The organism is Ruegeria sp. AL11, assembly GCF_056540865.1.
In genome coordinates, this window is record NZ_JBQFXO010000005.1 from 15,904 (window position 1) to 38,123 (window position 22,220).

The 22,220-nt window shown below is 59.6% G+C and carries 23 protein-coding genes; 9 read left to right on the top strand and 14 right to left on the bottom strand.

Annotation, left to right across the window (positions count from 1 at the left end; all coding sequences use genetic code 11):
• Nucleotides 1-129: 129 nt before the first annotated feature.
• Complete coding sequence (locus ACR0IP_RS09270) at nucleotides 130-795, top strand: hypothetical protein (protein WP_480525176.1); 666 nt, start codon at nucleotides 130-132, stop codon at nucleotides 793-795.
• Between the two features lie 4 nt (nucleotides 796-799).
• Here ACR0IP_RS09270 and ACR0IP_RS09275 read toward each other — a convergent pair whose 3' ends face one another.
• On the bottom strand, nucleotides 800-1,168 hold the full coding sequence (locus tag ACR0IP_RS09275) for a c-type cytochrome (protein ID WP_480525480.1): 369 nt from the start codon (nucleotides 1,166-1,168) through the stop codon (nucleotides 800-802).
• A 134-nt stretch (nucleotides 1,169-1,302) separates the two neighbouring features.
• Here ACR0IP_RS09275 and ACR0IP_RS09280 point away from each other — a divergent pair, with 134 nt between their 5' ends.
• A complete protein-coding gene (locus ACR0IP_RS09280) occupies nucleotides 1,303-1,740 on the top strand; it encodes a DMT family transporter (protein ID WP_170461979.1) in 438 nt (145 codons plus the stop codon).
• Here ACR0IP_RS09280 and ACR0IP_RS09285 read toward each other — a convergent pair.
• The 3 genes from ACR0IP_RS09285 to ACR0IP_RS09295 form a co-directional block, all read right to left on the bottom strand.
• Nucleotides 1,724-2,410, bottom strand: a complete 687-nt coding sequence (locus ACR0IP_RS09285) for an ABC transporter ATP-binding protein (protein ID WP_170660055.1) — start codon at nucleotides 2,408-2,410, stop codon at nucleotides 1,724-1,726. The genes ACR0IP_RS09280 and ACR0IP_RS09285 overlap by 17 nt on opposite strands.
• A complete protein-coding gene (locus tag ACR0IP_RS09290) occupies nucleotides 2,403-3,698 on the bottom strand; it encodes a lipoprotein-releasing ABC transporter permease subunit (protein ID WP_170660054.1) in 1,296 nt (431 codons plus the stop codon). The genes ACR0IP_RS09285 and ACR0IP_RS09290 overlap by 8 nt, the downstream gene beginning before the upstream one ends.
• A gap of 79 nt (nucleotides 3,699-3,777) precedes the next feature.
• Nucleotides 3,778-4,854, bottom strand: a complete 1,077-nt coding sequence (locus ACR0IP_RS09295) for a DUF6492 family protein (RefSeq protein WP_480525179.1) — start codon at nucleotides 4,852-4,854, stop codon at nucleotides 3,778-3,780.
• 241 nt (nucleotides 4,855-5,095) lie between these two features.
• On the opposite strand from ACR0IP_RS09295, the gene ACR0IP_RS09300 reads away from it, so the two are divergent.
• On the top strand, nucleotides 5,096-5,452 hold the full coding sequence (locus tag ACR0IP_RS09300; protein ID WP_170378069.1) for a hypothetical protein: 357 nt from the start codon (nucleotides 5,096-5,098) through the stop codon (nucleotides 5,450-5,452).
• Here the strand turns inward: ACR0IP_RS09300 and ACR0IP_RS09305 are convergent.
• Nucleotides 5,449-6,330 (bottom strand): glycosyltransferase family 2 protein, encoded by an 882-nt coding sequence (locus ACR0IP_RS09305; protein WP_170378067.1) that lies wholly within the window; start codon nucleotides 6,328-6,330, stop codon nucleotides 5,449-5,451. The two genes, ACR0IP_RS09300 and ACR0IP_RS09305, sit on opposite strands and share 4 nt — an antisense overlap.
• Nucleotides 6,314-7,654 carry a proline--tRNA ligase gene (proS, locus tag ACR0IP_RS09310; protein ID WP_170378065.1) on the bottom strand — a complete coding sequence of 447 codons (1,341 nt, stop codon included), beginning with the start codon at nucleotides 7,652-7,654 and terminating at the stop codon, nucleotides 6,314-6,316. The genes ACR0IP_RS09305 and proS overlap by 17 nt, the downstream gene beginning before the upstream one ends.
• A 168-nt stretch (nucleotides 7,655-7,822) precedes the next feature.
• Here proS and ACR0IP_RS09315 point away from each other — a divergent pair, with 168 nt between their 5' ends.
• From ACR0IP_RS09315 to ACR0IP_RS09335, 5 genes are all read left to right on the top strand, one after another.
• Complete coding sequence (locus tag ACR0IP_RS09315; RefSeq protein WP_480525182.1) at nucleotides 7,823-9,187, top strand: FAD-dependent oxidoreductase; 1,365 nt, start codon at nucleotides 7,823-7,825, stop codon at nucleotides 9,185-9,187.
• Nucleotides 9,187-10,161: an isopenicillin N synthase family dioxygenase gene (locus ACR0IP_RS09320; protein ID WP_419740073.1), complete on the top strand. Its 975-nt coding sequence runs from the start codon at nucleotides 9,187-9,189 to the stop codon at nucleotides 10,159-10,161. The genes ACR0IP_RS09315 and ACR0IP_RS09320 overlap by 1 nt, the downstream gene beginning before the upstream one ends.
• Before the next feature lie 89 nt (nucleotides 10,162-10,250).
• Complete coding sequence (locus ACR0IP_RS09325; RefSeq protein WP_480525183.1) at nucleotides 10,251-11,324, top strand: AI-2E family transporter; 1,074 nt, start codon at nucleotides 10,251-10,253, stop codon at nucleotides 11,322-11,324.
• A complete protein-coding gene (locus ACR0IP_RS09330; protein ID WP_170378057.1) occupies nucleotides 11,325-12,014 on the top strand; it encodes a GTPase domain-containing protein in 690 nt (229 codons plus the stop codon).
• Between the two features lie 49 nt (nucleotides 12,015-12,063).
• Nucleotides 12,064-13,608 carry a Ppx/GppA family phosphatase gene (locus tag ACR0IP_RS09335; protein WP_475220698.1) on the top strand — a complete coding sequence of 515 codons (1,545 nt, stop codon included), beginning with the start codon at nucleotides 12,064-12,066 and terminating at the stop codon, nucleotides 13,606-13,608.
• 7 nt (nucleotides 13,609-13,615) lie between these two features.
• On the opposite strand, the gene ACR0IP_RS09340 is transcribed toward ACR0IP_RS09335, so the two are convergent.
• The 6 genes from ACR0IP_RS09340 to scpA form a co-directional block, all read right to left on the bottom strand.
• On the bottom strand, nucleotides 13,616-13,990 hold the full coding sequence (locus ACR0IP_RS09340; protein WP_475220697.1) for a hypothetical protein: 375 nt from the start codon (nucleotides 13,988-13,990) through the stop codon (nucleotides 13,616-13,618).
• Nucleotides 13,991-14,027: 37 nt separating this feature from the next.
• Nucleotides 14,028-15,020: an endonuclease/exonuclease/phosphatase family protein gene (locus tag ACR0IP_RS09345; protein ID WP_480525186.1), complete on the bottom strand. Its 993-nt coding sequence runs from the start codon at nucleotides 15,018-15,020 to the stop codon at nucleotides 14,028-14,030.
• Between the two features lie 3 nt (nucleotides 15,021-15,023).
• Nucleotides 15,024-15,704: a TerB family tellurite resistance protein gene (locus ACR0IP_RS09350; RefSeq protein ID WP_480525188.1), complete on the bottom strand. Its 681-nt coding sequence runs from the start codon at nucleotides 15,702-15,704 to the stop codon at nucleotides 15,024-15,026.
• 45 nt (nucleotides 15,705-15,749) lie between these two features.
• The gene (locus ACR0IP_RS09355; RefSeq protein WP_480525190.1) at nucleotides 15,750-16,238 is read right to left on the bottom strand and encodes an N-acetyltransferase family protein; all 489 of its coding nucleotides are present in this window, start codon (nucleotides 16,236-16,238) and stop codon (nucleotides 15,750-15,752) included.
• On the bottom strand, nucleotides 16,235-16,837 hold the full coding sequence (locus ACR0IP_RS09360) for a VOC family protein (protein ID WP_480525192.1): 603 nt from the start codon (nucleotides 16,835-16,837) through the stop codon (nucleotides 16,235-16,237). The genes ACR0IP_RS09355 and ACR0IP_RS09360 overlap by 4 nt, the downstream gene beginning before the upstream one ends.
• A 137-nt stretch (nucleotides 16,838-16,974) precedes the next feature.
• Nucleotides 16,975-19,101, bottom strand: a complete 2,127-nt coding sequence (gene scpA / locus ACR0IP_RS09365) for a methylmalonyl-CoA mutase (RefSeq protein ID WP_170378044.1) — start codon at nucleotides 19,099-19,101, stop codon at nucleotides 16,975-16,977.
• A gap of 165 nt (nucleotides 19,102-19,266) precedes the next feature.
• Between scpA and ACR0IP_RS09370 the strand changes: the two genes are divergently transcribed.
• Complete coding sequence (locus ACR0IP_RS09370) at nucleotides 19,267-19,713, top strand: DUF4174 domain-containing protein (protein ID WP_170378042.1); 447 nt, start codon at nucleotides 19,267-19,269, stop codon at nucleotides 19,711-19,713.
• 76 nt (nucleotides 19,714-19,789) lie between these two features.
• Here ACR0IP_RS09370 and ACR0IP_RS09375 read toward each other — a convergent pair whose 3' ends face one another.
• Together ACR0IP_RS09375 and ACR0IP_RS09380 are read right to left on the bottom strand one after the other, a co-directional pair.
• Nucleotides 19,790-21,835: an acetyl-CoA carboxylase biotin carboxylase subunit gene (locus ACR0IP_RS09375; RefSeq protein ID WP_480525194.1), complete on the bottom strand. Its 2,046-nt coding sequence runs from the start codon at nucleotides 21,833-21,835 to the stop codon at nucleotides 19,790-19,792.
• A 116-nt stretch (nucleotides 21,836-21,951) separates the two neighbouring features.
• Entirely contained in the window at nucleotides 21,952-22,155 is a 204-nt protein-coding gene (locus ACR0IP_RS09380) for a hypothetical protein (protein ID WP_170462027.1), read from the bottom strand.
• Nucleotides 22,156-22,220: the final 65 nt, after the last annotated feature.

The window sequence follows — 22,220 nt, forward strand, 5'->3', positions numbered from 1 at the left end:
GGTATCGTGCCGATTTGGTCTTGTGCCAGATCAAGTACCTGCTGCGGCCCGGCCACGTCTACGTGAAATCGCCTTGCGCAACGCAAGTGACGCACTAGGGTTGATGACATGGTTTTGCGCATTCTGTTTATGCTCCTTTTGCTTCTGTCCTCCTGCGGGCGTCCCCTGACCGAGCAGGAGCGTGGCTTTGCAAGCGCGGTGCAAGGCACGACGCTGGATCTGGATAGTGTCCGGCTGGTCAAAGGGGCCCCAGTCGTGCCAGTCACCTATTTCCGCGAAGCGCGCCCGCGCGAGGCCTGTCGGGAACGTATCCTGCCCCCTGTCGAGGCTGGTGTGGTCACCGGAAAACCGGCCGCCGTTGCCCTGTTCAACAAAGTCTATTTCGCGCGCGATTGGTATCTTGACGATTACATGTCCGACTACCCTGAAGAGATGAACCTGATCGCCGCCATGCTGCTGGCCCATGAACTGACCCATATCTGGCAATGGCAGAACCGCGAGACCACAGGCTATCACCCCCTGCGCGCCGCAGCGGAACATGGCGGGCGCAAAGATCCGTATTTGTTCGATCTGGAAACCTCGCCCGATTTCCTGTCCTACGGGTTCGAACAGCAGGGCGCGATTGTAGAGGAATATGTCTGCTGCCGCGCGCTAGACCCTCAGGCGCAGCGCACCAAACGATTGCACGACATGTTAGGGGTACATTTCGATCTGTCCCCGCTGCCGCAGATCGGCCGCGAGCGTGACATCGCGATCCCGTGGAGCGAGGCAAAGGTAGAAGGCATTTGCAGCTGAACGCTTAGCCGTCCTGCAGGGTTTTCAGATACTCCACCAGATCCACAATGGGCTGGCTGGTGAGGATCGGCTGCCCATCGGGCGTTTTGATCGCCGTGTCCTGCCCTTCGAAATACGGGCCATAAACTGGCATCGGACTGCCATGGCTCACCAACGGATCACGCCCGTCAATCCGCCCCACCACGCGGGCCGTAGGGAAAACACCGTCTGCATTTGCCAGTGTCTTCAGGTTGGTCGGCTGAATGACAAGCACTCCGGCCATCGGCCCATGGCCGGTTGCATCAATCCCATGGCAGGTGGCGCAATAGTGCTGGTAAAGCTCGGCGCCTTTCTCTGCATCCTGCGCCCAGAGGGGGACAGACATGGCAAACATAGCTGACGCCGTTGCAAAACAAAGCTTTGTGATCATCGCATCCTCCTACCACAATTGCTGTCAACAGGCTTGCCCGCTGCGCGGCTTGGCGCAATGATCCAGATCAACGAATACGGGTAAAGAGGGTTCGGGCCATGACACAATACGCAGCCATCATGTTGGCCGCCGGGATCGGAGTCCCCATCCTGGCCGCTTTAAACGCGGCGCTTGGCAAGCTCATCGGCTCGCCGACCACAGCGGCTGTGATCCTGTTTGCCATCGCCTTCGGGTCTTCCGCACTGGTGATGGTGGTCTTTCCCGGTTTTGAGGCGCTGTCAAAAGTGGCGCAGGCCCCGAAACACCTGTTGCTGGCGGGCGTTCTGATTGCTTTCTACGTCCTGTCGATCACCCATGTCGCGCCGCATTTCGGCGTCGGCAATGCCGTGTTCTTTGTCCTATTGGGACAATTGATTAGCACGGCCGCCATTGACCATTTCGGCCTGTTCGGCGCGCAGGTCACGCCACTTACCCTGATGCGCGCGGGTGGGATTGCGGTGATGGCGATTGGAGTGGCGATCACTCAACTGGCTTGAGCACCCCACCTTCCAGCCGGACGATCCGGTCCATCCGTGCAGCCAGGTCCAGATTGTGCGTGGCGATCAGCGCGGACAGGCCCTGGTCGCGCACTAGGGTCATCAGGGCCTCGAACACCTGATCCGATGTATCCGGGTCAAGGTTGCCTGTCGGTTCATCCGCCAGCAGAACGCGCGGTGCGTTGGCCAGAGCGCGACAGAACGCGACCCGCTGTTGTTCCCCTCCAGACAACGCCGCCGGACGGTGATCGGCGCGTTGGGCGACTCCGACACGGTCCAAGAGGGCAATCGCCCTGTCCTGCGCGTCCCACTCGGACACACCGTTGGCGAGTTGTGGCAGGGTGATGTTCTCGAGCGCTGTAAACTCGGGCAGAAGGTGGTGGAACTGGTAGACGAACCCAACATCCTGACGCCGCACAGAGGTGCGTGTGCGGTCGCCTTTTCCTGCAAGATCCTGACCCGCAATCTCAACGTTGCCACTGTCCGGAGTGTCCAGCAGCCCGGCGATATGCAAAAGGGTCGACTTGCCCGCACCCGATGGCGCAACAAGCGCGACGGCCTCACCCGCCTGAAGCTCCAGATCAATCCCGCGCAAAACCTGCACCTCACCCGGAGTGCCCTGCAGGTAGGTTTTCGTCAGGCCGTTCAGCCGCAAGCTCACATCATTCATAGCGCAGCGCCTCAACCGGGTTCAGCCGCGCGGCGCGGCGGGCGGGGAAATAGGTGACAAGAAAAGACAGGCCCAGAGACAAGCCAATCGCCTTCAGAACATCGCTGAGGTGAAGCTCGGCGGGCAAGGCGTAAATCCCACGGATCGACGGATCCCAGACGCCGCCGCCCATCGCGTAGTTCACAAACGAAAAGATCGGGTCGATATAAAGCGCGAACAGGCAACCCAGGATCACGCCCATGACCGTGCCGATGATGCCCGTGAACGCACCGCAGATGAAAAACACCCGCAGGACCGAGCCCTCGCTGAGACCGATGGTGCGCAGGATACCGATGTCTCGGCCTTTGTTTTTAACCAACATAATCAGGCCCGAGACGATGTTCATAGCCGCAATGAGGACAAGGATCGACAGGATTATGAACATCACGTTGTCCTCAACCTCCAGAGCCCTCAAGAACCCGCCCGAGGCATCCTGCCACGTCCAGATTTGGCTGCGCTCACCTGCGGCCTCAAGGATGGGGATCAGGATTGGGTTCAGGTCTTCGGGACGGTCGACCATGACTTCGATCTCGTCGGCGACGCCCTCACGGTTGAAAAAACTCTGCGCCTGCGAGAACGGCATATAGACCCGCGTGCGGTCGATATCGTAGCGCCCGGCCGAGAACACGTAGACAACGCGATAGGCGTTTACCCGTGGTGAGGTTCCAAAGGCCGTCTTGACCCCGTTGGGCGAAGTCAGTTTGACGGAGTCGCCAACGGTGGCGCCAATGCTGCGCGCCACGCCTGAACCGATGGCGATGACGTCTTCGCCCGTCTGGAACTGGGACAGATCGCCAACCGCTTCCTCGCTTTCCGCAATACCCGGCAAGTCACGCAGATCGTCCGGTCGCATCCCGAAGACCTGAACCCCACTGCTGCGGTCGCGATTGGTGATCAGCACCTGCCCTTTGACCAAGGGGGCGACCCGTTCAACGCCGGGAACCTGCGCCAAACGCGCAGTACGCTCCTCAAAATCTGCAATGGTCCGGTCAACCCGCCCCTGCGTGTCGATCTCACCCGAGGAATAGACCGTCACATGTGCGTTAGCCCCCAGAATGGTGCCAACGAATTCAGCCCGGAACCCCGAGCGCACCGCTAGGGTCGCAATCAGGGCAAAAACAGCCAGCGTGATCCCGATCAGGGAGATCCAGGTCATCACGCTGACGCCACCCTCGGCCCGACGCGCACGCAGGTAGCGCCAGGCGATCTTCCATTCAAAAGGGGCGAAAGGCGGGGGTGTTTTGGCCATGCCTGCTCCGGGTTATTTTCTGGTTTGGCGCGACCCTTTCGGCATTTCGTCCGAGGGTCAAGCCGCTTGTCCTTATAGGTCAGCTCGAAAGCGCGGAAGTTTGCTGCAGAACCTCTTCGGTCACCTGGCGATCGCATATGCCACGCGTTTCAAGGGCCGCATAGACTTGCCCGCGCAAATCCTCTGGCAAGTTCGCAACCGCCCTGTTGTGCAGCCCGAGGGTCAGCGATCTGTCGTCCTGCAGCCGCGCGACCAGCTTAGCCAGTTCATCCGTGGAATAAGTCGGCCACATCCCAATATGCGCAGGGTCAGCGGGTTCGAACCACGGCACATAGCCATCACGTGACTTCAGACAAATCGCGTTCATCAACATGAACTCTGATGGCCGCCGTTTAGACGCGAACAGTGCCTGAACTGAGCCGTAGCGTGTATTGATCTCATCAAGCAGCGAAAGGACCAGCGTCCGGCGTACCGGGAAAGGCGTGGAAAACGTCGTGGTGCGCAGATCGTCTGTCAGCGTTTGTTCAACACCCAAAGCTTCAAGACTCTGGAGAAACCAATTGCGGTGATAATCGCTGTGAACTGGCATGAACTGAATGCGGGCTGGTCCTTGGGGTGAGAAGAATTCGCCTTCTTCGAACGACCGCAGGAACAGGTTCTTGGTGTCGAGAATGACGATGTTCTCGGCCTCTGCCACCCGCGCCGCGCCAAGTTTCAGCACCTGCTGCATGCGGTAGCCATTGTTGCCCCGCCAACCGCCTTTGCGGATCAGCGGCAGGCGATAGCGGTTTTCGATGAGGATACGATCTTTCAGCGGCCGCTTGGCAGTGTGCCCCTCGCCCAGCAACACCTCTTCGCCCTTCAGAATCCGCACTTTAGGACGCAGCGGGCCATAGTGTTGCAGGATCGGTTCGATCTTCGCTGCTAGCCCGGCCTCATCTATATCGTTCAGAATAACATGGATCGAGGCCAGCTGATCCGGCGCAACAAACCTGGCCATAGACATCGCCTGAAGCCTGAGCAGCGGATAATCCTTGGAATAGACAATAGTGGCGAAACTCAGCACGAACCTGCGGCCTTTCTCTGGGGCGTGCCCTCGTCTATCAGCAAATCTGCCGAGGTCAAATTGCACTGCCTCCAGATCGAAACGAATCACTTACCGGTCCTTTGGCAGGGTAAAAGTAGTCTTGCCCGCCAATTGGTTACACCAGAGGTTGTGACGACCTTCACAGACAGGCCGCTATTGTTTCAGCTATGAAGTCAATATCGGCATTGCGTGAGGCACTGAACTCAAAATGCCACAACAATTGAGCAATTTTATTTCGCTTTTTGCTTAATATCAGAAACTTTGTCACCCTGACTTTGGGGGAACACATTTGAAAGAGCGGGGGTCGCTCATGAATATTCAAAATACAACACTTGGGACGGGCCCGATTTTGGCCCACAAACCTTCATCAGATTTGGATTGTGAGACTGCAGCACTGCTTCGTGCAGCGATCCGTCCGATCTTTGCAAGCGCAGTTAGCTGGAACAATTTGGCCGAGGTCCTAAGGGACAAGGGCTATCGTCTTGCCTTTCGCGAAGGGCGCCTGTGCGTCACTGATCGCGACACCGGCGCACGCATCTGCGGGATCCGGTTTCTGGGCTTTGAGCTTCGGGAACTTGTACGCCGCATGGGGCGTCCGATCGTTGTGGCCCGCGGGAACGATGCAGACGGCGACATTCTGACCGCGCGTCCTGTGGTACGGGCTTAGTAGCTGCGCCAAAACTGAACGGATCGGCGCAGAGATTTTGCCAGACTGTGGCGCGCGGCGGTCTTGATCGGCTCGGGTGTGTCGGGTCGCCGTAACAGTTCCCAGATCAGACGAGCAGGCATGTGTCCGCGTCGATAGAACCCGGCGAAATCATCCAGACTGAGGGCTTTCGCGGATTTGAACCCCGCATAGTAGTTCATCCAGACCCGAGCGTAATCCTTGCCGGTCGCGTCCTGATCACTGGTCGCGCCACGATCCCAGAACAGTGAGATCGGATCATCCATACGCTCACCCTGATAGTCCGATCCAATCAGGCGCAGCATCAGGTCATAGTCGGCAGCAATACGGAACTGGCTATCGTGCCCGCCCAGCGCCTGAAACACATCACGACGAATGAAGACCGAGTTATGGCAGAACGGCATGCGCTGCAGGATAGCTTTCAGCGACATGCGCTTTTCCATCGTCTCACCGCCATCCTCATAACGGCGCAGCGTTGAGCCATATAGGAAATCAGGCTTGGTCGCCTCCAGCCGATCTGCGGCTTGGTTGAGAATATCATCCGAGGCCAGCGAGTCGTCTGAGTTCAGGAACAAAAGGTATTCACCCTTTGCTGCCTGCGCGCCCTTGTTCATCGCGTCATACAAACCGCCATCCGGTTCACTGATCACACTCGTGCGCGGCATCCCTTCGGTCAACTCGTGCAACAGAGCGACGGTGCCGTCGGTTGAGGCGCCGTCTTGAATTATATGCTCGGCTCGCGCGCAATTTTGGCGCTGCATGCAATCGACAACGCCTTTGAAACTGTCCTGCCGTCCTTGGGACAGCAGGTTGTAGGTCGCGGTGATGACCGAGATGAGCGGATCAGGCGATCTGCTCATAAATCCCGGCAATTTTGGTGACGGCGGCTTCGGGGCTCAGTTCTTCGCTTTCACCTGTGCGGCGGCAGGTCAGTTCGACCACACCGTTTTTCAGGCCGCGCGGTCCGACAGTGATACGCCATGGCAAGCCGATCAGGTCCATGGTGGCGAACTTGCCCCCTGCCCGCTCGTTGCGGTCGTCGTAGAGGGGCTCAAGACCCAGAGCGGTCAGAGCACCATAGAGCTTGTCACAGGCCGCATCCGCCTCTTCATCGCCCTGTTTCAGATTGACGATGCCACAGTGGAACGGCGTCACGCCCTCGGGCCAGATAATGCCCTTGTCGTCATGGCTGGCCTCGATGATCGCGCCGATCAGGCGGCTGACGCCGATACCATGGCTGCCCATGTGAACCGGAACTGGCTTGCCATCGGGGCCTTGAACGGTCGCGCCCATGGCTTCCGAATACTTGGTGCCGAAGTAGAAGATCTGACCCACTTCGATCCCGCGCGCCACGCGGCGGCGCTCTTCAGGGATCTGGTTGAACAGCGCCTCATCGTGGGTTTCGTCCGTGCGCGCGTATTTTGAGGTGAACTCCTCCAAGATCGCCTGACATTGCGCGCGGTCATCGTAATCGATCTGACGGTCGCCGAAGGTCAGGTCGGTGACCGCGCTGTCATAGAAGACCTCGGACTCGCCGGTTTCGGCCAGTACGAGGAATTCGTGGGTGTCATCGCCACCAATCGGGCCAGAATCCGCACGCATCGGGATCGCCTGCAGGCCCATGCGTTCGTAAGTGCGCAGGTAGCTCACCAGATGGCGGTTATATGCGTGCAGCGCGTCTTCCTTGGTCAGGTCGAAATTGTAGCCATCCTTCATGTAGAATTCGCGCCCCCGCATCACGCCGAAACGCGGGCGGATTTCATCGCGGAATTTCCACTGGATTTGATAGAGGGTCAGCGGCAGGTCCTTGTAGCTGCTGACATGGCCACGGAAGATGTCGGTCACCAGCTCCTCAGCCGTCGGCGTATACAGCATGTCGCGACCATGGCGGTCCTGCATCCGCAGCATCTCTTGGCCGTAGTCATCATAGCGGCCGGACTCGCGCCACAGGTCCGCCGATTGCAGGATTGGCATCTGGATCGCGATATGGCCTGCCCGCGCCTGTTCCTCATGTACAATGTTTTCAAGCTTGCGCAGGACTTTGAAGCCCAACGGCAGCCAGGAATAGATCCCGGCAGCAGCCTGCTTGATCATCCCGGCGCGCAGCATCAGCCGGTGGCTGACGATCTGGGCCTCGGAGGGGTTTTCCTTGAGAACGGGCAGAAAGTAACGGCTAAGGCGCATTGGGTGACCTTCAAAGGTGGATTTGAGCTTTTCAAGGTGATTATGCCAAACCCCCGCCGGGGGCAATCGGCCATTGGTGATTTTGCGACCTCAGGTCCGTCGCATTTTTTATTGACCCGCCAATCAGGAACATAAAGTGTGACGGAAATGTAAAATCATGAGGCACCGATGCAGACAATCTCGGAACCCGCCCGTCAAATCCCTGTTGTTCACCAGACAGATGTTCTGGTCGTCGGCTCCGGCCCCGCAGGGCTAGCCGCCGCCTTGGCCGCCGCGCGCGCCGGGGCCGAAGTGTCGCTGGTCGATCGTTTCGGCTGCATGGGCGGCAATATTACCGCCGTGGGGGTCGAAGGATTCGCCTGGTATCGCCACGAACAAACGGTCGAGGCTGGTGGTATCGGCATGGAGTTCGAGACCCGCGCCAAAGACATGGGCGCCGCAGTGCCGGAAAGTCAGTCGCTCAGCTATGAGCTGGACAGCGAAGGGTTCAAGCTGGTGGCCGACAAGTTGGTCGAAGAAGCGGGTGTGCATCCGATGCTGCACCGTCAGTTCGTCGCCCCCATCATGGAGGGTGACCGGATCACCGGCATCATCACCGAATCCAAAGCCGGGCGCGAGGCGGTTCTGGCCAAGGTCGTGATCGACGCGACCGGCGACGCAGATGTCGCCCATCGCGCCGGTGCCCCCACACACAAAACCGCGAGAGAGGATATGATGGCCGCTTCGGTCATGTTCCATCTCGCCGGTGTAGACAAACGCGCCTTTATGGAAGGCGTCAAGGCCGACCCCCAGACCTATAAAGACTGGGGCGGTGGTGGCGAATGGAACATCGAAACTTCGGGCAAAGAGGACGACATGTTCTCTCCCTTCGTTCACAAGCCTTTCCAGCAGGCAATTGATGAGGGGTTGATCCCGCCTCATCTGAACACCATCGCAGGCACCTGGGGCGCGATGCACGACACGGGTGAGCTGACCTATATGAACCTCATCCATCTGGCTGAAATCGACGGCACCGACCCCGACAGCCTCACAAAGGGTGAGATCGAAGGCCGGCGTCAATCCATGCTCGCCATCGAGGCGCTGCGTCGCTTCATGCCCGGTTGCGAAAACGCTCGGCTGCGGAATTTCGGGATGACCATCGGCATCCGCGACACTCGAAAGATCGACGCAGTCTACAATATGACCGAAAATGACGCGCGCCATCAGGGCCGGTTTGAGGATACGATTGGCATCTATCCCGAGTTCATCGACGGCTACGGCATCCTGATCCTGCCGACCACCGGCCGCTATATGCAAGTGCCCTATCGCTCGATGCTTCCCAAAGGGATCAAGGGGCTTTTGGTTGCCGGACGCTCACACGGGGCCGACAAAGTGGCCCATGCGGCAACGCGCAACATGGCGTGCTGCGCGGTCATGGGACAAGGGGCCGGCATCGCGGCAGCCTTGTCACTGAAAAGCAACCAGGAGCTGCACAGCATGAACCTTACCCCTGTTCACGCTGAACTGGACCGTCAAGGCGTCAGGATTCACTGATGGACTACATTCCGACAATCGACCTCAACCCACTTCGCGACGCCACGCATCCCGACCGGGACCAAACCGTGCAGCAGATCATGGAAGCCTGCACTGAGATCGGTTTCCTATCGATCACGGGCACTGGCGTTCCCGAGGCTACTGTTGATAAGGTGCGCGACATGGCGCGCGCGATTTTTTCGGTCGAAGAGGCCTCTAAATGGCAACAAGCCATCACCCGCGAGAACTATCGCGGGTTTATCCCGATGGGGTTCTTCACGCCCAATGACGGCTCGGGCAAAGCCGACAAATATGAAGGCTACAAGCTGCATCACGAAGTCGACGCCGAGGCTGCAATCCGTGAAGATTGCGGGCTGTATGGCCCAAACATCTGGCCGGTCGAAGTGCCGGGGGCGCGCGATGTCATCCTGACCTACTGGTCGATGCTGGATGACGTGGCAGACCTTCTGCTCGCAGCGCTCGAAACCGGGCTGGAGTTGCCGGAACGCCAATTGCGCGACGCGTTTCGAGACCCGATGACCAACATGACCCTGCTGCACTACCCTCCGCAGGCACCGGATGAGGGCGGCTATGGCATTCACCCACACAAGGATACGGATGCCCTGACCATCATCGCACCAGATCCCGTCGGAGGGCTCGAGGTGCAAACCCGCACCGGAGACTGGATCACGCCCGACTGCCCGCCCGGTGGCTTCGTCGTCAATATCGGCGACATGCTGGAACTCTGGTCGGGCGGTCGATTGAAATCTACGCCGCACCGCGTCGTCAACCGATCAGGGCGCGAGCGGTACTCGTTCCCCTATTTCGCCGTTCCGCGCCATGATGTGGTTGTCGAACCTCTGCTGCCCGCCCTGCCCGGCTTTGATCGCCCCGCCGTTCATTGCGGCCATTGGTCCGCTGAAATCTGGCGCACCAACTGGCCGGACGAGACCGCGACAGGAGATACTCCGGAACTGGGCACGCTGACCGACTGACCCGCAGAAACCAAGGCCCATGAACCGCTTGCATCGCCGCGCGTCATGGGCCAAGAACATGGCAACGCTGTGCAACAAAGGGATGCGCCATGGCTTTGCCGGTGAAGGATCAGCTGAGATACTGGGGCATCGCCACGGTTGTCTTTGTCGTGATCCTGTGGGCTTTGGGCGATGTGCTTTTGCCCTTCGTGATCGGCGGCGCAATTGCTTATTTCCTCGACCCTGTCGCCGATCGGTTGGAAAAGCTGGGGCTGTCGCGGATGGCTGCCACCGGGATCATCACCGTGGTCGGCGTCCTTGGATTTGTGCTTGCGATTCTGATGGTTGTGCCAGCTCTGGTCACACAGTTGATCGACCTGGTTGACATAGTGCCCAGCCTGTTCCAAGAGCTGCGCGCCTTCATCGAGAAGCAATTCCCTTCGATTCTAGACCGCGAATCCAGCTCGCACCAATTCCTTGTCGGGCTGGGTGAGACGCTGAAATCCAAGACCGGGGATGTGTTAGAATCCGTTGTGGCCTCTCTTGGCTCGGCAATCAACGTGGTAGTGCTGTTTGTCATCGTGCCTGTGGTCTCGGTCTACCTGCTGCTGGATTGGGACCGTATGGTCGCCCGGATCGGAGAGCTGCTGCCCCGCGACCACGCCCCTACCATCAAACGTCTTGCCGGTGAGATCGACAACGTACTGGCCTCATTCGTGCGGGGCATGGGCACCGTCTGCCTGATCCTTGGCACCTACTATGCGGTTGCCTTGATGCTGGTCGGGCTGCAATTCGGCCTGATCGTCGGATTCATTGCCGGGCTGGTGACCTTTATCCCCTATCTGGGCGCGTTGATTGGCGGCACGTTGGCTATCGGCCTGGCGTTGTTCCAGTTCTGGGGGGATTGGGCGCATATCGGGCTGGTCGCAGGTATCTTTGCACTGGGACAAGTGACCGAGGGCAACTTCCTGACGCCCAAACTGGTCGGCGACTCGGTCGGATTGCATCCGGTCTGGCTGTTGTTGGCCTTGTCGGTCTTTGGTGCACTTTTCGGCTTTGTCGGGATGCTGGTCGCCGTTCCGGTTGCCGCAGCTTTGGGTGTGCTGGCACGGTTCGGCACGTCGGTTTATCTGGATAGCCGCCTTTATACCGGCCTCGAAAGCCAGGATCAGGACAACGCGTAAATGGCCCGACAATTAAGCTTCGATTTGCCCGCCAAAACCGCGCTGGGGCGTGAGGACTTCTTTGTTTCCCCGGCGAACGCGCTTGCGGTTGCGATGATTTCGGCCACCTCATGGCCCGGCAACAAACTGGTGCTGAGTGGCCCGGCAGGAGCAGGTAAGACCCACCTGGCCCATGTCTGGGCGGCTGAAACCGGCGGGCGCATAATCAAAGCCGAGGCACTTCGGTACGAGGACGTGCCCGATCTGGCGCGCAGCCCGATTGCGGTTGAAGACGTTCCGATGATCGCAGGTGATATCGAGCAGCAGAAAGTGCTGTTTCACCTGCACAACCTCGTTCTGGCCGAGGGCCACGCCCTGCTGATGACGGGTCGTCTGGCGCCGAAATTCTGGCAATTGCCGCTGGCGGATCTGCAAAGCCGGGTCGAGGGCGCGCATCACGTCGCACTCGATCCACCGGACGATGCGCTGCTCTGCGCGGTGCTTGCAAAACTGTTTGTAGACCGGCAGCTGAACCCCGGCCCCGAGGTGATTGCCTATCTGGTCAAGCACATGGATCGACGCTTTGAGACCGCCGCCGACGTGGTCGCACAGCTGGACGATTTCGCGCTGTCCGAGAAACGGGATATTACGCGTGCTCTGGCGATCCGCGTCTTGAAAATGGACACGGACGAAGGCGATACGAATGATTGACCCAAGCGCGCCAATTGCGCATTCTGACAGCGAAATTTCTGGGTAAGACATGGACCAGACCGTCGAAACCGACATTCCTGATTGGGGGCCTTTCGGAAGACCTCTGTTCGACGACCCCGGCACAAGGGCGCTGTCACGTGTGGGCGTGGTCGATGTCGGATCGAACTCGGTCCGAATGGTGGTCTTTGATGGCGCGGCGCGGTCACCTGCCTATTTCTACAACGAAAAGGTTATGTGCGAGCTGGGCGCGGGGCTGTCCGAGACCGGCCACCTGAATCCCCGAGGGCGTGAGAGGGCGATGGCCGCCCTGCAGCGCTTTAAGCGGATCGCAGAGGATCTCGGCCTGCCGGGGCTGCATGTCGTAGCCACCGCCGCCGTGCGTGAGGCGAAAGACGGGCCTGAATTCTGTCAGGACGTGAAAGCAAAAACCGGGCTGCATGTGGCTGTGATCGACGGTCAGGAAGAGGCACGCCTGTCGGCCCAGGGCGTTATGCTGGGCTGGCCCGGTGCCTACGGTTTGATCTGCGACATAGGCGGCTCGTCCATGGAATTGGCCGAGATCGGAGGTGGCGATGTTGGCCGCCGCGTGACCTCGGCCCTTGGTCCGCTGAAGCTGCGCGATATCAAGGGCGGGCGTCGTGCGCGCAAGGCCCTTATCAAATCCACCATGGAAGAACTGCACAGCCAGATGGGCCAGCAGCGCGACCGGCTTTTTCTGGTCGGAGGCAGCTGGCGAGCTTTTGCACGGCTGGACATGCTGCGGCGGGGCTATCCGCTGAACGTCCTACACGAATACCGCATGACGACCAAACAAGTGCGCGAAACGATCAAATTCATCGACGCGAATGATCATGACAAATTGCGCAGTCAGGCCGGGGTCTCAAGCTCGCGCATGGCGCTGATCCCTTATGCGATGGACGTGCTTGCGCGGCTGATCCGCACGTTCAAACCCAAAGATATCGCGATCTCAAGCTATGGCATCCGCGAAGGCCTGCTGTATGAGCAGATGTCGCAGGAACAGCGCGACCGCGACCCTCTGATCGAGGCCAGTCGTTTTTCCGAAGCGAAAGACGCCCGCCTGCCCGGTATGGGCCGCACGCTGTTCGATTTTGTGATGCCTCTGTTCAAATCTGCACCTGCGACGCAGGTCCGTCTGATCAAGGCCGCCTGCCTGTTGCACGATGTTAGTTGGCGCGCGCATCCCGACTACCGGGCCGAGGTCTGTTTCGACTATGTCACCCGCGCCAATCTCGGAGGACTGAAACACTCCGAACGCGTATTCATCGGCCTTGCGTTGCAACATCGCTATCGCAACAAGCGCGAGGGCAACCGATTTGCGCCACTCTATGAGTTGCTGGATGAAAAAGACCAAAAACAAGCCGAGATTCTGGGTAAAGCGATGCGGTTCGGGGCCATGTTGTGCATGGACAGCGACGCACATGTAGGCAAGCTGCGCTTTTTTCCCAAAAAGCGTGAGCTTGATCTGGTGCTGCCCAAATCCGTGCAGCCCCTGTTCAACGAAGTGGCCGAGTCCCGCCTGAATTCACTGGCAAATGCCCTGAAATCCGAGGTGCGTGTGGTCATCAAGGGCTAAGCTGCCCCTAGATGTCCGTGGCGCCGTCCGGGTCCTCTGGCAAAACTTCGGGTTTGTCAGGCGCATCTTCGGTCTGTTTCTTGCGGATGATGATGTCGCCATTGGGCAGGATTTCGGGCATCTCGTAGACGCTCCAATCCTTTACCTCGGCGGCAAGCTCAGCCAACGCAGGTCCCATCTCCTGCATGAAGGATCGCATCGCGGGGCCAAATTGATCTGCTAGGCCAAGCAACTCATCCAAAGCCGGCTCCATCTCGCGTCGCAGGCCCTCGAAAAACAACTCGGCCCCCTGCTCCATCAGCGTTGGGGCATCCTCTTCCTCGGCCGTTGCAGGCAGCGCAAAAGCGGCTGCCATCGCGCCGATCATCAGAATATTTTTCATATGCTGAATATAAGCCCTTCCGCGCCCGGTTGAAAGATCACAGCTCAAAATCCAGCGTGACAGGGAAGTGATCTGACGCGGTCAAAAGGGCCTCGCGCAGCTCAGGTTTGGACCAGCAGGTAGCATCCCGAAACGGATGCAATATGCGCCAGACGGGTCGCCGAGACTGCAAATCCTCGCTGATCATGATGTAGTCCAGCAGCGCCTCAAGGAACGTGCCGTTCTCGGGCCGCGCAAATCGTGCGGTAGCGGGCACAGATCCGGGACGCGGCCCATATGCGGTAGCCGCATGGGGATCAAACAGACCCGCCTGCAAGAGAATCTCGACCGAGGAGCGCCCGAACAGATGTTCGAACTCATCCAGACCGGGGCCGTCATTTAAGTCACCCAACAGGATCACTGGATCATCCTCAGTCAAGTGATGTGCGACCCGACGGGACAACCAGATCGCCTGTGCCAACTGCTTGCGGCGGTTGGCGATCGAGATACGGATCGCCTCATCCCGTGACTCCGCCCCATGCGGAGCCTTGGATTTCAGATGCGCGCCGATCAGGCGAAACTCAAACCCCGCTTTGGTCTGGACCGACAGCTCCATTGGCGGCTTGGAGAACCGTACCACGTCCTGCGTCGCATCCACGTCCAGATCTATGCGAAACTCCGCGTCAAAGCGCGGGGCGTCATCTGCCGCCCTTGGGTCATGGCGAACCGACAGAACCTCCGGGTCGTAGAGAAGCGCCAATTCCTGATGCGTGTCATTGGGAAATCCCATGGTCGCCTGCGAGGTGCGAAGGTCAAAAACCTCGGCAAATGCCTGTAGTGCGCGCACCGTGTTCTGCCGTTTGCCCGTATTCGGTGCTTCGACGACCAGAACCGCATCCGCGTCAATCGCGGTGAGAACCTTGGCGATCGCCTCGACCTGCTGCGCTTTTGTCACGTCATGTCGACCCGACCAACTGTCGTCGACGATCAGTCTGTCGTTGCGATCAAACAGGTTGGCAAACCATTCGATATTGTAGGTCGCCAGACGCATCGCCTAAACCGTCGCGCCGTTGATCTCGTCCCAGGCACGGTTGATGTCGATCATCTTCTTCTCGGCCAGGCGGATCGCCTCTTCCGGCACACCACGCGACATCATAGCGTCGGGATGGGTTTCGCGCACCAGCTTGCGCCAGACCTTCCTGATCTCAGCAATAGACATTTCGCGCGAGACGCCCAGTACCACATACGGGTCGTTTAGCGCATCAGGCACGAACCGCGCTCGCAGGGCCAGAAACTGAGCATCCGTCTGTCCGAAAATGCGGCTGACCTCTTCCAGAAATTCATTTTCGTTCGGGTGATAGAACCCGTCGGCCATGGCGATATGGAACAGCCCCTCCATAAGATCGCACAGGGTGGTGCTGTCCTCCGAAAACATCCGCGCGATCTTCCGGGCATAGTCCTGATAGCCTGCCACATCGGTGCGAGCCATGTTGAAGACACGGGCCGCGCCCTCTTCATCGTCGCGCGCAATCTGGAACACGTCGCGGAAGGCCGTCACCTCATCCCGCGTCACCTGCCCATCGGCCTTGGCCATCTTGGCCCCCAGCGCGATCACGGCAATTGTAAACGCGACCGAGCGTTCAGGCGGCGAGCGTAGCTTTTCGAAAACAGCCGTCAGGCTCTCACCTTGGGCAAGAGCGCTCAGCGCGTCGGATATGCGGGTCCAGATCGACATGGGCGTACACTAGCGTCCCATTGCTGGACTGTCAGGTGCGATAGATCATTCGGGCGAAAGAATTTTCTGCATCAGCACAAGGTCCAGATACTGACCCCATTTGTGCCCAACCTCGGGCATGAGCCCCACCTCAGAAAACCCCAACGCCAAATGGAAGGCAACCGCCCCCGGATTGGCTGACGAGATCCCGGCGACCAGAACATGCACCCCTTTGCTGCGGGCTACTTGCTGCAACCGCTCCATAAGAGCGCGCCCAACGCCACGGCCTCGCGCATCGTCTGCCAGCTGGATCGAATGCTCGCGGCACTTGGCATAGCCCGGCCCGGATCGGAAAGGGGCATAGGTTGCGAAACCAATGACCCGCCCTTGATCCTCAGCCACGAGAAACGCCGCTCCGCGCGCCCGGATATCATCGACAATCGATTCGGCACTGCGTTCATCGGTCGTGAAGGTCACCAATGTGTCGCGAATAGTCGCGTTGGTGATCAAAGCGATCTCTGCTGCATCCGCTGGTTGGGCCTGACGGACCTTCATCGCAAAATGCGTACCCCATGAGGCGTTTCGACCTCGGCCTGCATAGACGCCGACCCTGTGTCAAAAACGACCGGATCAAGCGGACCCAGCTGCTCCGCCAAGCGCAACGCATCCGGGTGATAGACAACCAGACGTTTCAGGCGGCACCCATGATCCTCCAACATACGCGCGGGGTGAAGATCCCCCTGCCACTGGATCAACGCCGGAAACAAGTTGTCAAAGGGCAATCGCCCATTTGGCGGAACCGCCATCCGCCACCGCAAAGCCCCTCGGGCTAAATCAATCGGCGTCCCGACGCCATCGGGAAACACAGATAGTGAGGCCTCGATATCGGGTACGCGGCAAATCCAGTTGGTCAAACGTGGCGCACCCTCGAACCGGTCCAGATCGAACCACCGCGTCCTGTCTGGCCGAGGCGCATCCGGGTCGATGGCAATCGCCTCCAGATACAACCCATCCTTCAGGCCAAGCAACCGATTGTGCGTGCCAAATGCCTCATGCTTGCCACCGGCCTGAAGACTGACACCCAGCGCATCTTCTACATGCGCCGTGGCCTCTTCCAACGTGGCACCCGCCACCGCAATATGATCCAACTCCATCGCGCCCTCCACGATGACACCCTACGCGCGCACCAAAAGGGCGCAAGCCAAACCCGCGCCTTTCTTCTGTTTGAAAATACCTTCGGGGGTGAATTTGCCGACAGGCAAAGAGGGGGCAGACAGCCCCCTGCCCCGCCTCAGTCTCGCGCGTCGCGGATCAGGCGCAAAATGTCCTGCGCAGCGTCGGGAATATTCGTCCCCGGCCCAAAGATCGCCTTGACCCCGTTGTCATACAGGAATTGGTAGTCCTGTTGGGGGATCACCCCACCGCAAATTACGATGATGTCCTCAGCCCCGGCTTTCTTGAGTTCCTCAACAAGCTGCGGTGCCAGCGTCTTGTGGCCTGCCGCCTGAGACGAGATCCCCACCACATGCACGTCATTGTCCACGGCGTCCTGCGCGGCCTCGGCCGGGGTTTGGAACAGAGGGCCAACGTCCACGTCAAACCCGATATCAGCAAAGGCGGTTGCAATCACCTTGGCGCCCCGGTCATGGCCATCCTGCCCCATCTTGACCACCAACAGACGGGGGCGGCGCCCCTCGACCTCGGCAAAATCTTCGATGGATTTCTGGATGGCGGCAAAGCCTTCGTCGCCCTCGTACGCAGCGCCATAAACCCCCGCCAGGGTCTTCACCTCGGCGCGGTGGCGGCCGAACTCTTTCTCCATTGCCATACTGATCTCTCCTACCGATGCGCGGGCGCGGGCGGCCTCAACCGCAGCAGCCAGCAGGTTTCCGCCTTCTTGTGCGGCCTTGGTCAGCGCGTCCAACGCGGCCTGACAGGCGGCCTCGTCGCGGGTGGCGCGGATCTCTTCCAGCCGCGCGACCTGAGATTCGCGCACGGCCACGTTGTCGACGTCCAGAATGTCGATCGGGTCTTCTTGTTCCTTGCGGTATTTGTTGACGCCAACGATTACCTCGTCGCCCCGGTCGATCATGGCCTGACGTCGCGCGGCGCTTTCCTCGATCCGTAGCTTGGGCATGCCCGAGGCCACGGCTTTGGTCATACCGCCCATTTCCTCGACCTCTTCCATCAGGGCCCAGGCTTTCTCGATCAGATCATTGGTCAGGCTTTCCACGTAGTAAGAGCCTGCCAGCGGATCGACAACGTCGGTCACACCGGTCTCTTCCTGCAAGACCAGCTGGGTGTTCCGCGCGATGCGGGCCGAGAAATCGGTGGGCAGCGCTATCGCCTCATCCAAAGCATTTGTGTGCAGCGACTGGGTGCCGCCCAGAACCGCGCTCATCGCCTCATAGGCGGTGCGGATCACGTTGTTGTAGGGGTCCTGCTCCTGCAATGACACGCCCGAGGTCTGGCAATGGGTGCGCAGCATTTTCGAGCGTTCTGATTTCGCGCCGAACTCGGTCATCACCCGATGCCAAAGCGTCCGCGCGGCGCGCAGCTTGGCGATCTCCATGAAGAAGTTCATGCCGATGGCAAAGAAGAAGGACAAACGGCCCGCGAACTTGTCCACGTCCATGCCTGCCTCGGTAGCGGCGCGCACATATTCCCGCCCGTCCGCCAGCGTATAGGCCAGTTCCTGTACCAAATTCGCCCCGGCCTCTTGCATGTGATAGCCCGAGATCGAGATCGAGTTGAATTTCGGCATCTCGTTCGAGGTGAACTCGATAATGTCCGAGATGATCTTCATCGACGGGTCCGGCGGGTAGATATAGGTGTTCCGCACCATGAACTCTTTCAGAATATCGTTCTGAATGGTGCCGGACAGGACGGATTTGTCATGCCCCTGCTCTTCGCCCGCGACGATGAAACTGGCAAGGATCGGGATCACCGCGCCGTTCATGGTCATCGAGACCGAGACCTTATCCAGCGGGATGCCATCGAACAGGATTTTCATATCCTCAACGCTGTCAATCGCGACACCGGCCTTACCGACATCGCCGACAACGCGCGGGTGGTCACTGTCATAACCGCGGTGCGTCGCCAGATCGAAGGCGACCGAGACACCCTGCTGACCCGCAGCCAGATTCCGCCGGTAGAAAGCGTTCGATTCCTCGGCGGTCGAGAACCCGGCATATTGGCGGATGGTCCAAGGCCGCCCGGCATACATCGTCGCCTTCACACCGCGCGTGAACGGGCCAAACCCTGGCAGAGTGCCCATATGCGGCAAATCGGCGGTGTCGTCCTGCGTATAAAGCGGTTTGACGCTGATGCCTTCCAGCGTTTCCTTGGTCAGATCGTCCAGTGGCCGTCCGCGCAATTCTTTCTCGGCCAGCGCGCGCCAGTCGTTCTTGTCGGTCATCGAGGTGTCCTCTTGTCAGTTCGGCCTGCAGCAGCCTGCAATCCGTGCGTATCGTGGTTCAGCAGATGCCGGGCATGGCCCGCGCGCGACAAATTGAGCGTCTTGTGCAAATCGCCGGTCGCATTCGCGCGCGCAGAGGCTATATTCAACGGGACAGGAGGCCCCATGAACAAAACGCTTGCCCTTGTTTTCTCGGCACTTATCCCGCTGGCTGCCATGGCCGCCGACGGAACAGCACCTGCTGATGATGAATATGTTCGCCCTGTTGGCGACAGTGAGTTGAGCGATTTCATGTGGACCCACCGGCCCATTGTCGTCTTCGCCGACACACCCGCAGATCCCCGGTTCCAGCAGCAGATCGACATGTTGCTGGAAGGTGAGGACGCGATGCGGGATCGGGATGTCGTGGTGTTAACGGATACCGATCCGTCCGCACGATCCGCGATCCGGTCCAAGCTGCGCCCGCGCGGGTTCCAGATGGTTTTTGTCGACAAGGACGGCGTGGTTAAACTGCGCAAACCGTCCCCGTGGAGCGTGCGCGAGATCGGCCGCTCGATCGACAAAACCCCCTTGCGCGAACGCGAAATCCGCGAACGGCGCGAGGGCGGCTGAAGGCTTTTGCCACGCCTCAAACCACCGGCGCAGAACGCCGGTGAGACCTGAGGGTATGTCAAAAGCGCGGTCATGATCATTCGAACTCGATGATCACTTCGTCTACGGCGAGGCTATCGCCCGGGCCTGCGTTGATCTTGGCAACAGTGCCCTTCTTCTCGGCGCGCAGGATGTTTTCCATCTTCATCGCCTCAATGGTGCATAGCGCCTGACCTTCCTGGACCTCCTGACCGACTTCCACATCGATCTTCACGACCAGACCCGGCATCGGGCAGAGCAGCATTTTCGACGTGTCCGGCGGCAGTTTTTCCGGCATCAGCTTGGCCAGCTCGGCCTGACGCGGACGGCGCACATGGACCTTTAGATCGGCACCCCGGTTGCGAATGCGGAACCCGCCCGAAACCTTGCCAACTTTCAGAACCAGAGGGCTTCCATCCACATCCAGCACCGCCAGCTGATCGCCCGGTGTCCAGTCTGATGCGACGCGAACGGTCGAGCCATCCTCGAATTTGACGGTCGCGCCTTCCTTGTCTGCGTTGACCTGAACGGCCAGTTCTTGGCCCTCCAGCGAAACGACCCAGCGCTTGCCGACCTTGCGCTCGTGGTTGTCCATCCGGCCCGAGACACGGGTACGTCGAATCTCAGCAACCCGGTGCATCGCCGCGCAAGAGGCCGCGATCCGACGCAGGTCGCCTTCGGGCAAGGTCACGCCTTCGAACCCGTCTGGGTATTCTTCGGCGATAAAGGCGGTGGTCATGTCACCGCTGACGAATTTCGGGTGGTCCATCACCGCCGACAGGAATGGCAGATTGTGACCAATCCCTTCGACCTCGAAACTGTCCAGCGCCACGCGCATTGCTTGAATCGCGGCTTCGCGGGTCGGGGCCCATGTGCAAAGTTTGGCGATCATCGGGTCGTAATACATGCTGATCTCGCCGCCCTCATAGACGCCGGTATCGTTGCGCACAGCAGCCTCACCCTCCGGCGCGTCGCCTTGCCATTTGCCATTGACCAGCATCGGACCGGCAGCGGTTTCCTGCGGCGGGCGATAGCGGGTCAGACGGCCGATCGAGGGCAGGAAGTTGCGATAGGGATCTTCTGCATAGAGGCGGTTTTCGATCGCCCAACCCGTCAGCGTTACATCATCCTGCGTGATGGTCAGCTTTTCGCCATTCGCCACGCGGATCATCTGTTCCACCAGATCGACACCGGTGATCAGTTCGGTCACCGGGTGTTCCACCTGAAGACGGGTGTTCATCTCAAGGAAGTAGAAGTTCTTTTCGCCATCGACAATGAATTCCACCGTACCCGCGCTGGAATAGCCCACGGCCTTGGCCAGTGCGACGGCTTGTTCGCCCATGGCTTTGCGGGTCTCGGGATCCAGGAAGGGCGACGGGGCCTCTTCCACCACTTTCTGGTTCCGACGCTGGATCGAGCATTCGCGTTCCCCCAGATAGATACCGTTGCCATGGCTGTCGCACAGAACCTGAATTTCGATGTGGCGCGGTTGGGTCACGAATTTCTCGATAAAGATCCGGTCGTCGCCAAACGAGTTCGCAGCCTCGTTCTTGGAGGACTGGAACCCCTCGCGGGCCTCTTCGTCATTCCACGCGATCCGCATGCCCTTGCCGCCGCCCCCGGCGCTGGCTTTGATCATGACGGGGTAACCGATGTCGTTCGAGATCTTGACCGCCTCATCGGCATCTTCGATCAGGCCCATATAGCCGGGTACGGTGGAAACACCGGCCTCCTGCGCGATCTTTTTCGAGGTGATCTTGTCCCCCATGCTTTCAATCGCGCCAACGGGAGGGCCGACAAAGGCCACGCCTTCTGCGTCCAGCGCCTCGGCGAATTTGGCGTTCTCCGACAGGAAGCCATAGCCGGGGTGGACAGCCTGCGCACCGCTCTGACGGATGGCGTCCATGACCTTGTCGATCACGATATAGGACTGGTTGGCAGGCGGCGGGCCGATATGGACAGCCTCATCCGCCATCGACACGTGCAGAGCGTTCTTGTCCGCGTCCGAATAGATGGCAACGGTGCCGATACCCATTTTGCGGGCGGTCTTGATAACCCGGCAGGCGATCTCGCCCCGGTTGGCGATCAGGATCTTATTGAACATGGAACGTCCTTTGGCTTGGTGTTCTGGAAACGCAAAAAGCCGCCGCAGGGAGGGCATCCCCACGTCGGCGCAATGCGTGACGACGGACGGGGCGGCTTGCGCCCCGAAAATTCGCGTTAGTTACAGGTGTTCTGCGTCTTACAGTACAGCACGTTGCCTGCGGCCCCGACGGCCGCACCGACCAACGGATCGGCACTGAGAACGGCTGCCCCGACAGCGCCCGCGCCGCCGCCCAGGATGGCCTGTTCGCCGAGGGTATCGCCGCAGGCCGCGAGGCCCGCACAAGTTGCCAGTGCAAGGAACACTTTAGAGATACGCATGATGTCTGCCTCGTGGTTTTTTGTATTGCTCTTAGAGGCAGATGCAGGAACTGGGCACCGTTATT

What these genes read in the sequence shown, in the direction of transcription:
- ACR0IP_RS09270 (WP_480525176.1), top strand. Translation starts at nt 130, where the DNA reads ATGCTCCTTTTGCTTCTGTCCTCCTGCGGGCGTCCCCTGACCGAGCAG.
- ACR0IP_RS09275 (WP_480525480.1), bottom strand. Translation starts at nt 1,168, where the DNA reads ATGTTTGCCATGTCTGTCCCCCTCTGGGCGCAGGATGCAGAGAAAGGC.
- ACR0IP_RS09280 (WP_170461979.1), top strand. Translation starts at nt 1,303, where the DNA reads ATGACACAATACGCAGCCATCATGTTGGCCGCCGGGATCGGAGTCCCC.
- ACR0IP_RS09285 (WP_170660055.1), bottom strand. Translation starts at nt 2,410, where the DNA reads ATGAATGATGTGAGCTTGCGGCTGAACGGCCTGACGAAAACCTACCTG.
- ACR0IP_RS09290 (WP_170660054.1), bottom strand. Translation starts at nt 3,698, where the DNA reads ATGGCCAAAACACCCCCGCCTTTCGCCCCTTTTGAATGGAAGATCGCC.
- ACR0IP_RS09300 (WP_170378069.1), top strand. Translation starts at nt 5,096, where the DNA reads ATGAATATTCAAAATACAACACTTGGGACGGGCCCGATTTTGGCCCAC.
- ACR0IP_RS09305 (WP_170378067.1), bottom strand. Translation starts at nt 6,330, where the DNA reads ATGAGCAGATCGCCTGATCCGCTCATCTCGGTCATCACCGCGACCTAC.
- proS (WP_170378065.1), bottom strand. Translation starts at nt 7,654, where the DNA reads ATGCGCCTTAGCCGTTACTTTCTGCCCGTTCTCAAGGAAAACCCCTCC.
- ACR0IP_RS09315 (WP_480525182.1), top strand. Translation starts at nt 7,823, where the DNA reads ATGCAGACAATCTCGGAACCCGCCCGTCAAATCCCTGTTGTTCACCAG.
- ACR0IP_RS09320 (WP_419740073.1), top strand. Translation starts at nt 9,187, where the DNA reads ATGGACTACATTCCGACAATCGACCTCAACCCACTTCGCGACGCCACG.
- ACR0IP_RS09325 (WP_480525183.1), top strand. Translation starts at nt 10,251, where the DNA reads ATGGCTTTGCCGGTGAAGGATCAGCTGAGATACTGGGGCATCGCCACG.
- ACR0IP_RS09330 (WP_170378057.1), top strand. Translation starts at nt 11,325, where the DNA reads ATGGCCCGACAATTAAGCTTCGATTTGCCCGCCAAAACCGCGCTGGGG.
- ACR0IP_RS09335 (WP_475220698.1), top strand. Translation starts at nt 12,064, where the DNA reads ATGGACCAGACCGTCGAAACCGACATTCCTGATTGGGGGCCTTTCGGA.
- ACR0IP_RS09340 (WP_475220697.1), bottom strand. Translation starts at nt 13,990, where the DNA reads ATGAAAAATATTCTGATGATCGGCGCGATGGCAGCCGCTTTTGCGCTG.
- ACR0IP_RS09345 (WP_480525186.1), bottom strand. Translation starts at nt 15,020, where the DNA reads ATGCGTCTGGCGACCTACAATATCGAATGGTTTGCCAACCTGTTTGAT.
- ACR0IP_RS09350 (WP_480525188.1), bottom strand. Translation starts at nt 15,704, where the DNA reads ATGTCGATCTGGACCCGCATATCCGACGCGCTGAGCGCTCTTGCCCAA.
- ACR0IP_RS09355 (WP_480525190.1), bottom strand. Translation starts at nt 16,238, where the DNA reads ATGAAGGTCCGTCAGGCCCAACCAGCGGATGCAGCAGAGATCGCTTTG.
- ACR0IP_RS09360 (WP_480525192.1), bottom strand. Translation starts at nt 16,837, where the DNA reads ATGGAGTTGGATCATATTGCGGTGGCGGGTGCCACGTTGGAAGAGGCC.
- scpA (WP_170378044.1), bottom strand. Translation starts at nt 19,101, where the DNA reads ATGACCGACAAGAACGACTGGCGCGCGCTGGCCGAGAAAGAATTGCGC.
- ACR0IP_RS09370 (WP_170378042.1), top strand. Translation starts at nt 19,267, where the DNA reads ATGAACAAAACGCTTGCCCTTGTTTTCTCGGCACTTATCCCGCTGGCT.
- ACR0IP_RS09375 (WP_480525194.1), bottom strand. Translation starts at nt 21,835, where the DNA reads ATGTTCAATAAGATCCTGATCGCCAACCGGGGCGAGATCGCCTGCCGG.
- ACR0IP_RS09380 (WP_170462027.1), bottom strand. Translation starts at nt 22,155, where the DNA reads ATGCGTATCTCTAAAGTGTTCCTTGCACTGGCAACTTGTGCGGGCCTC.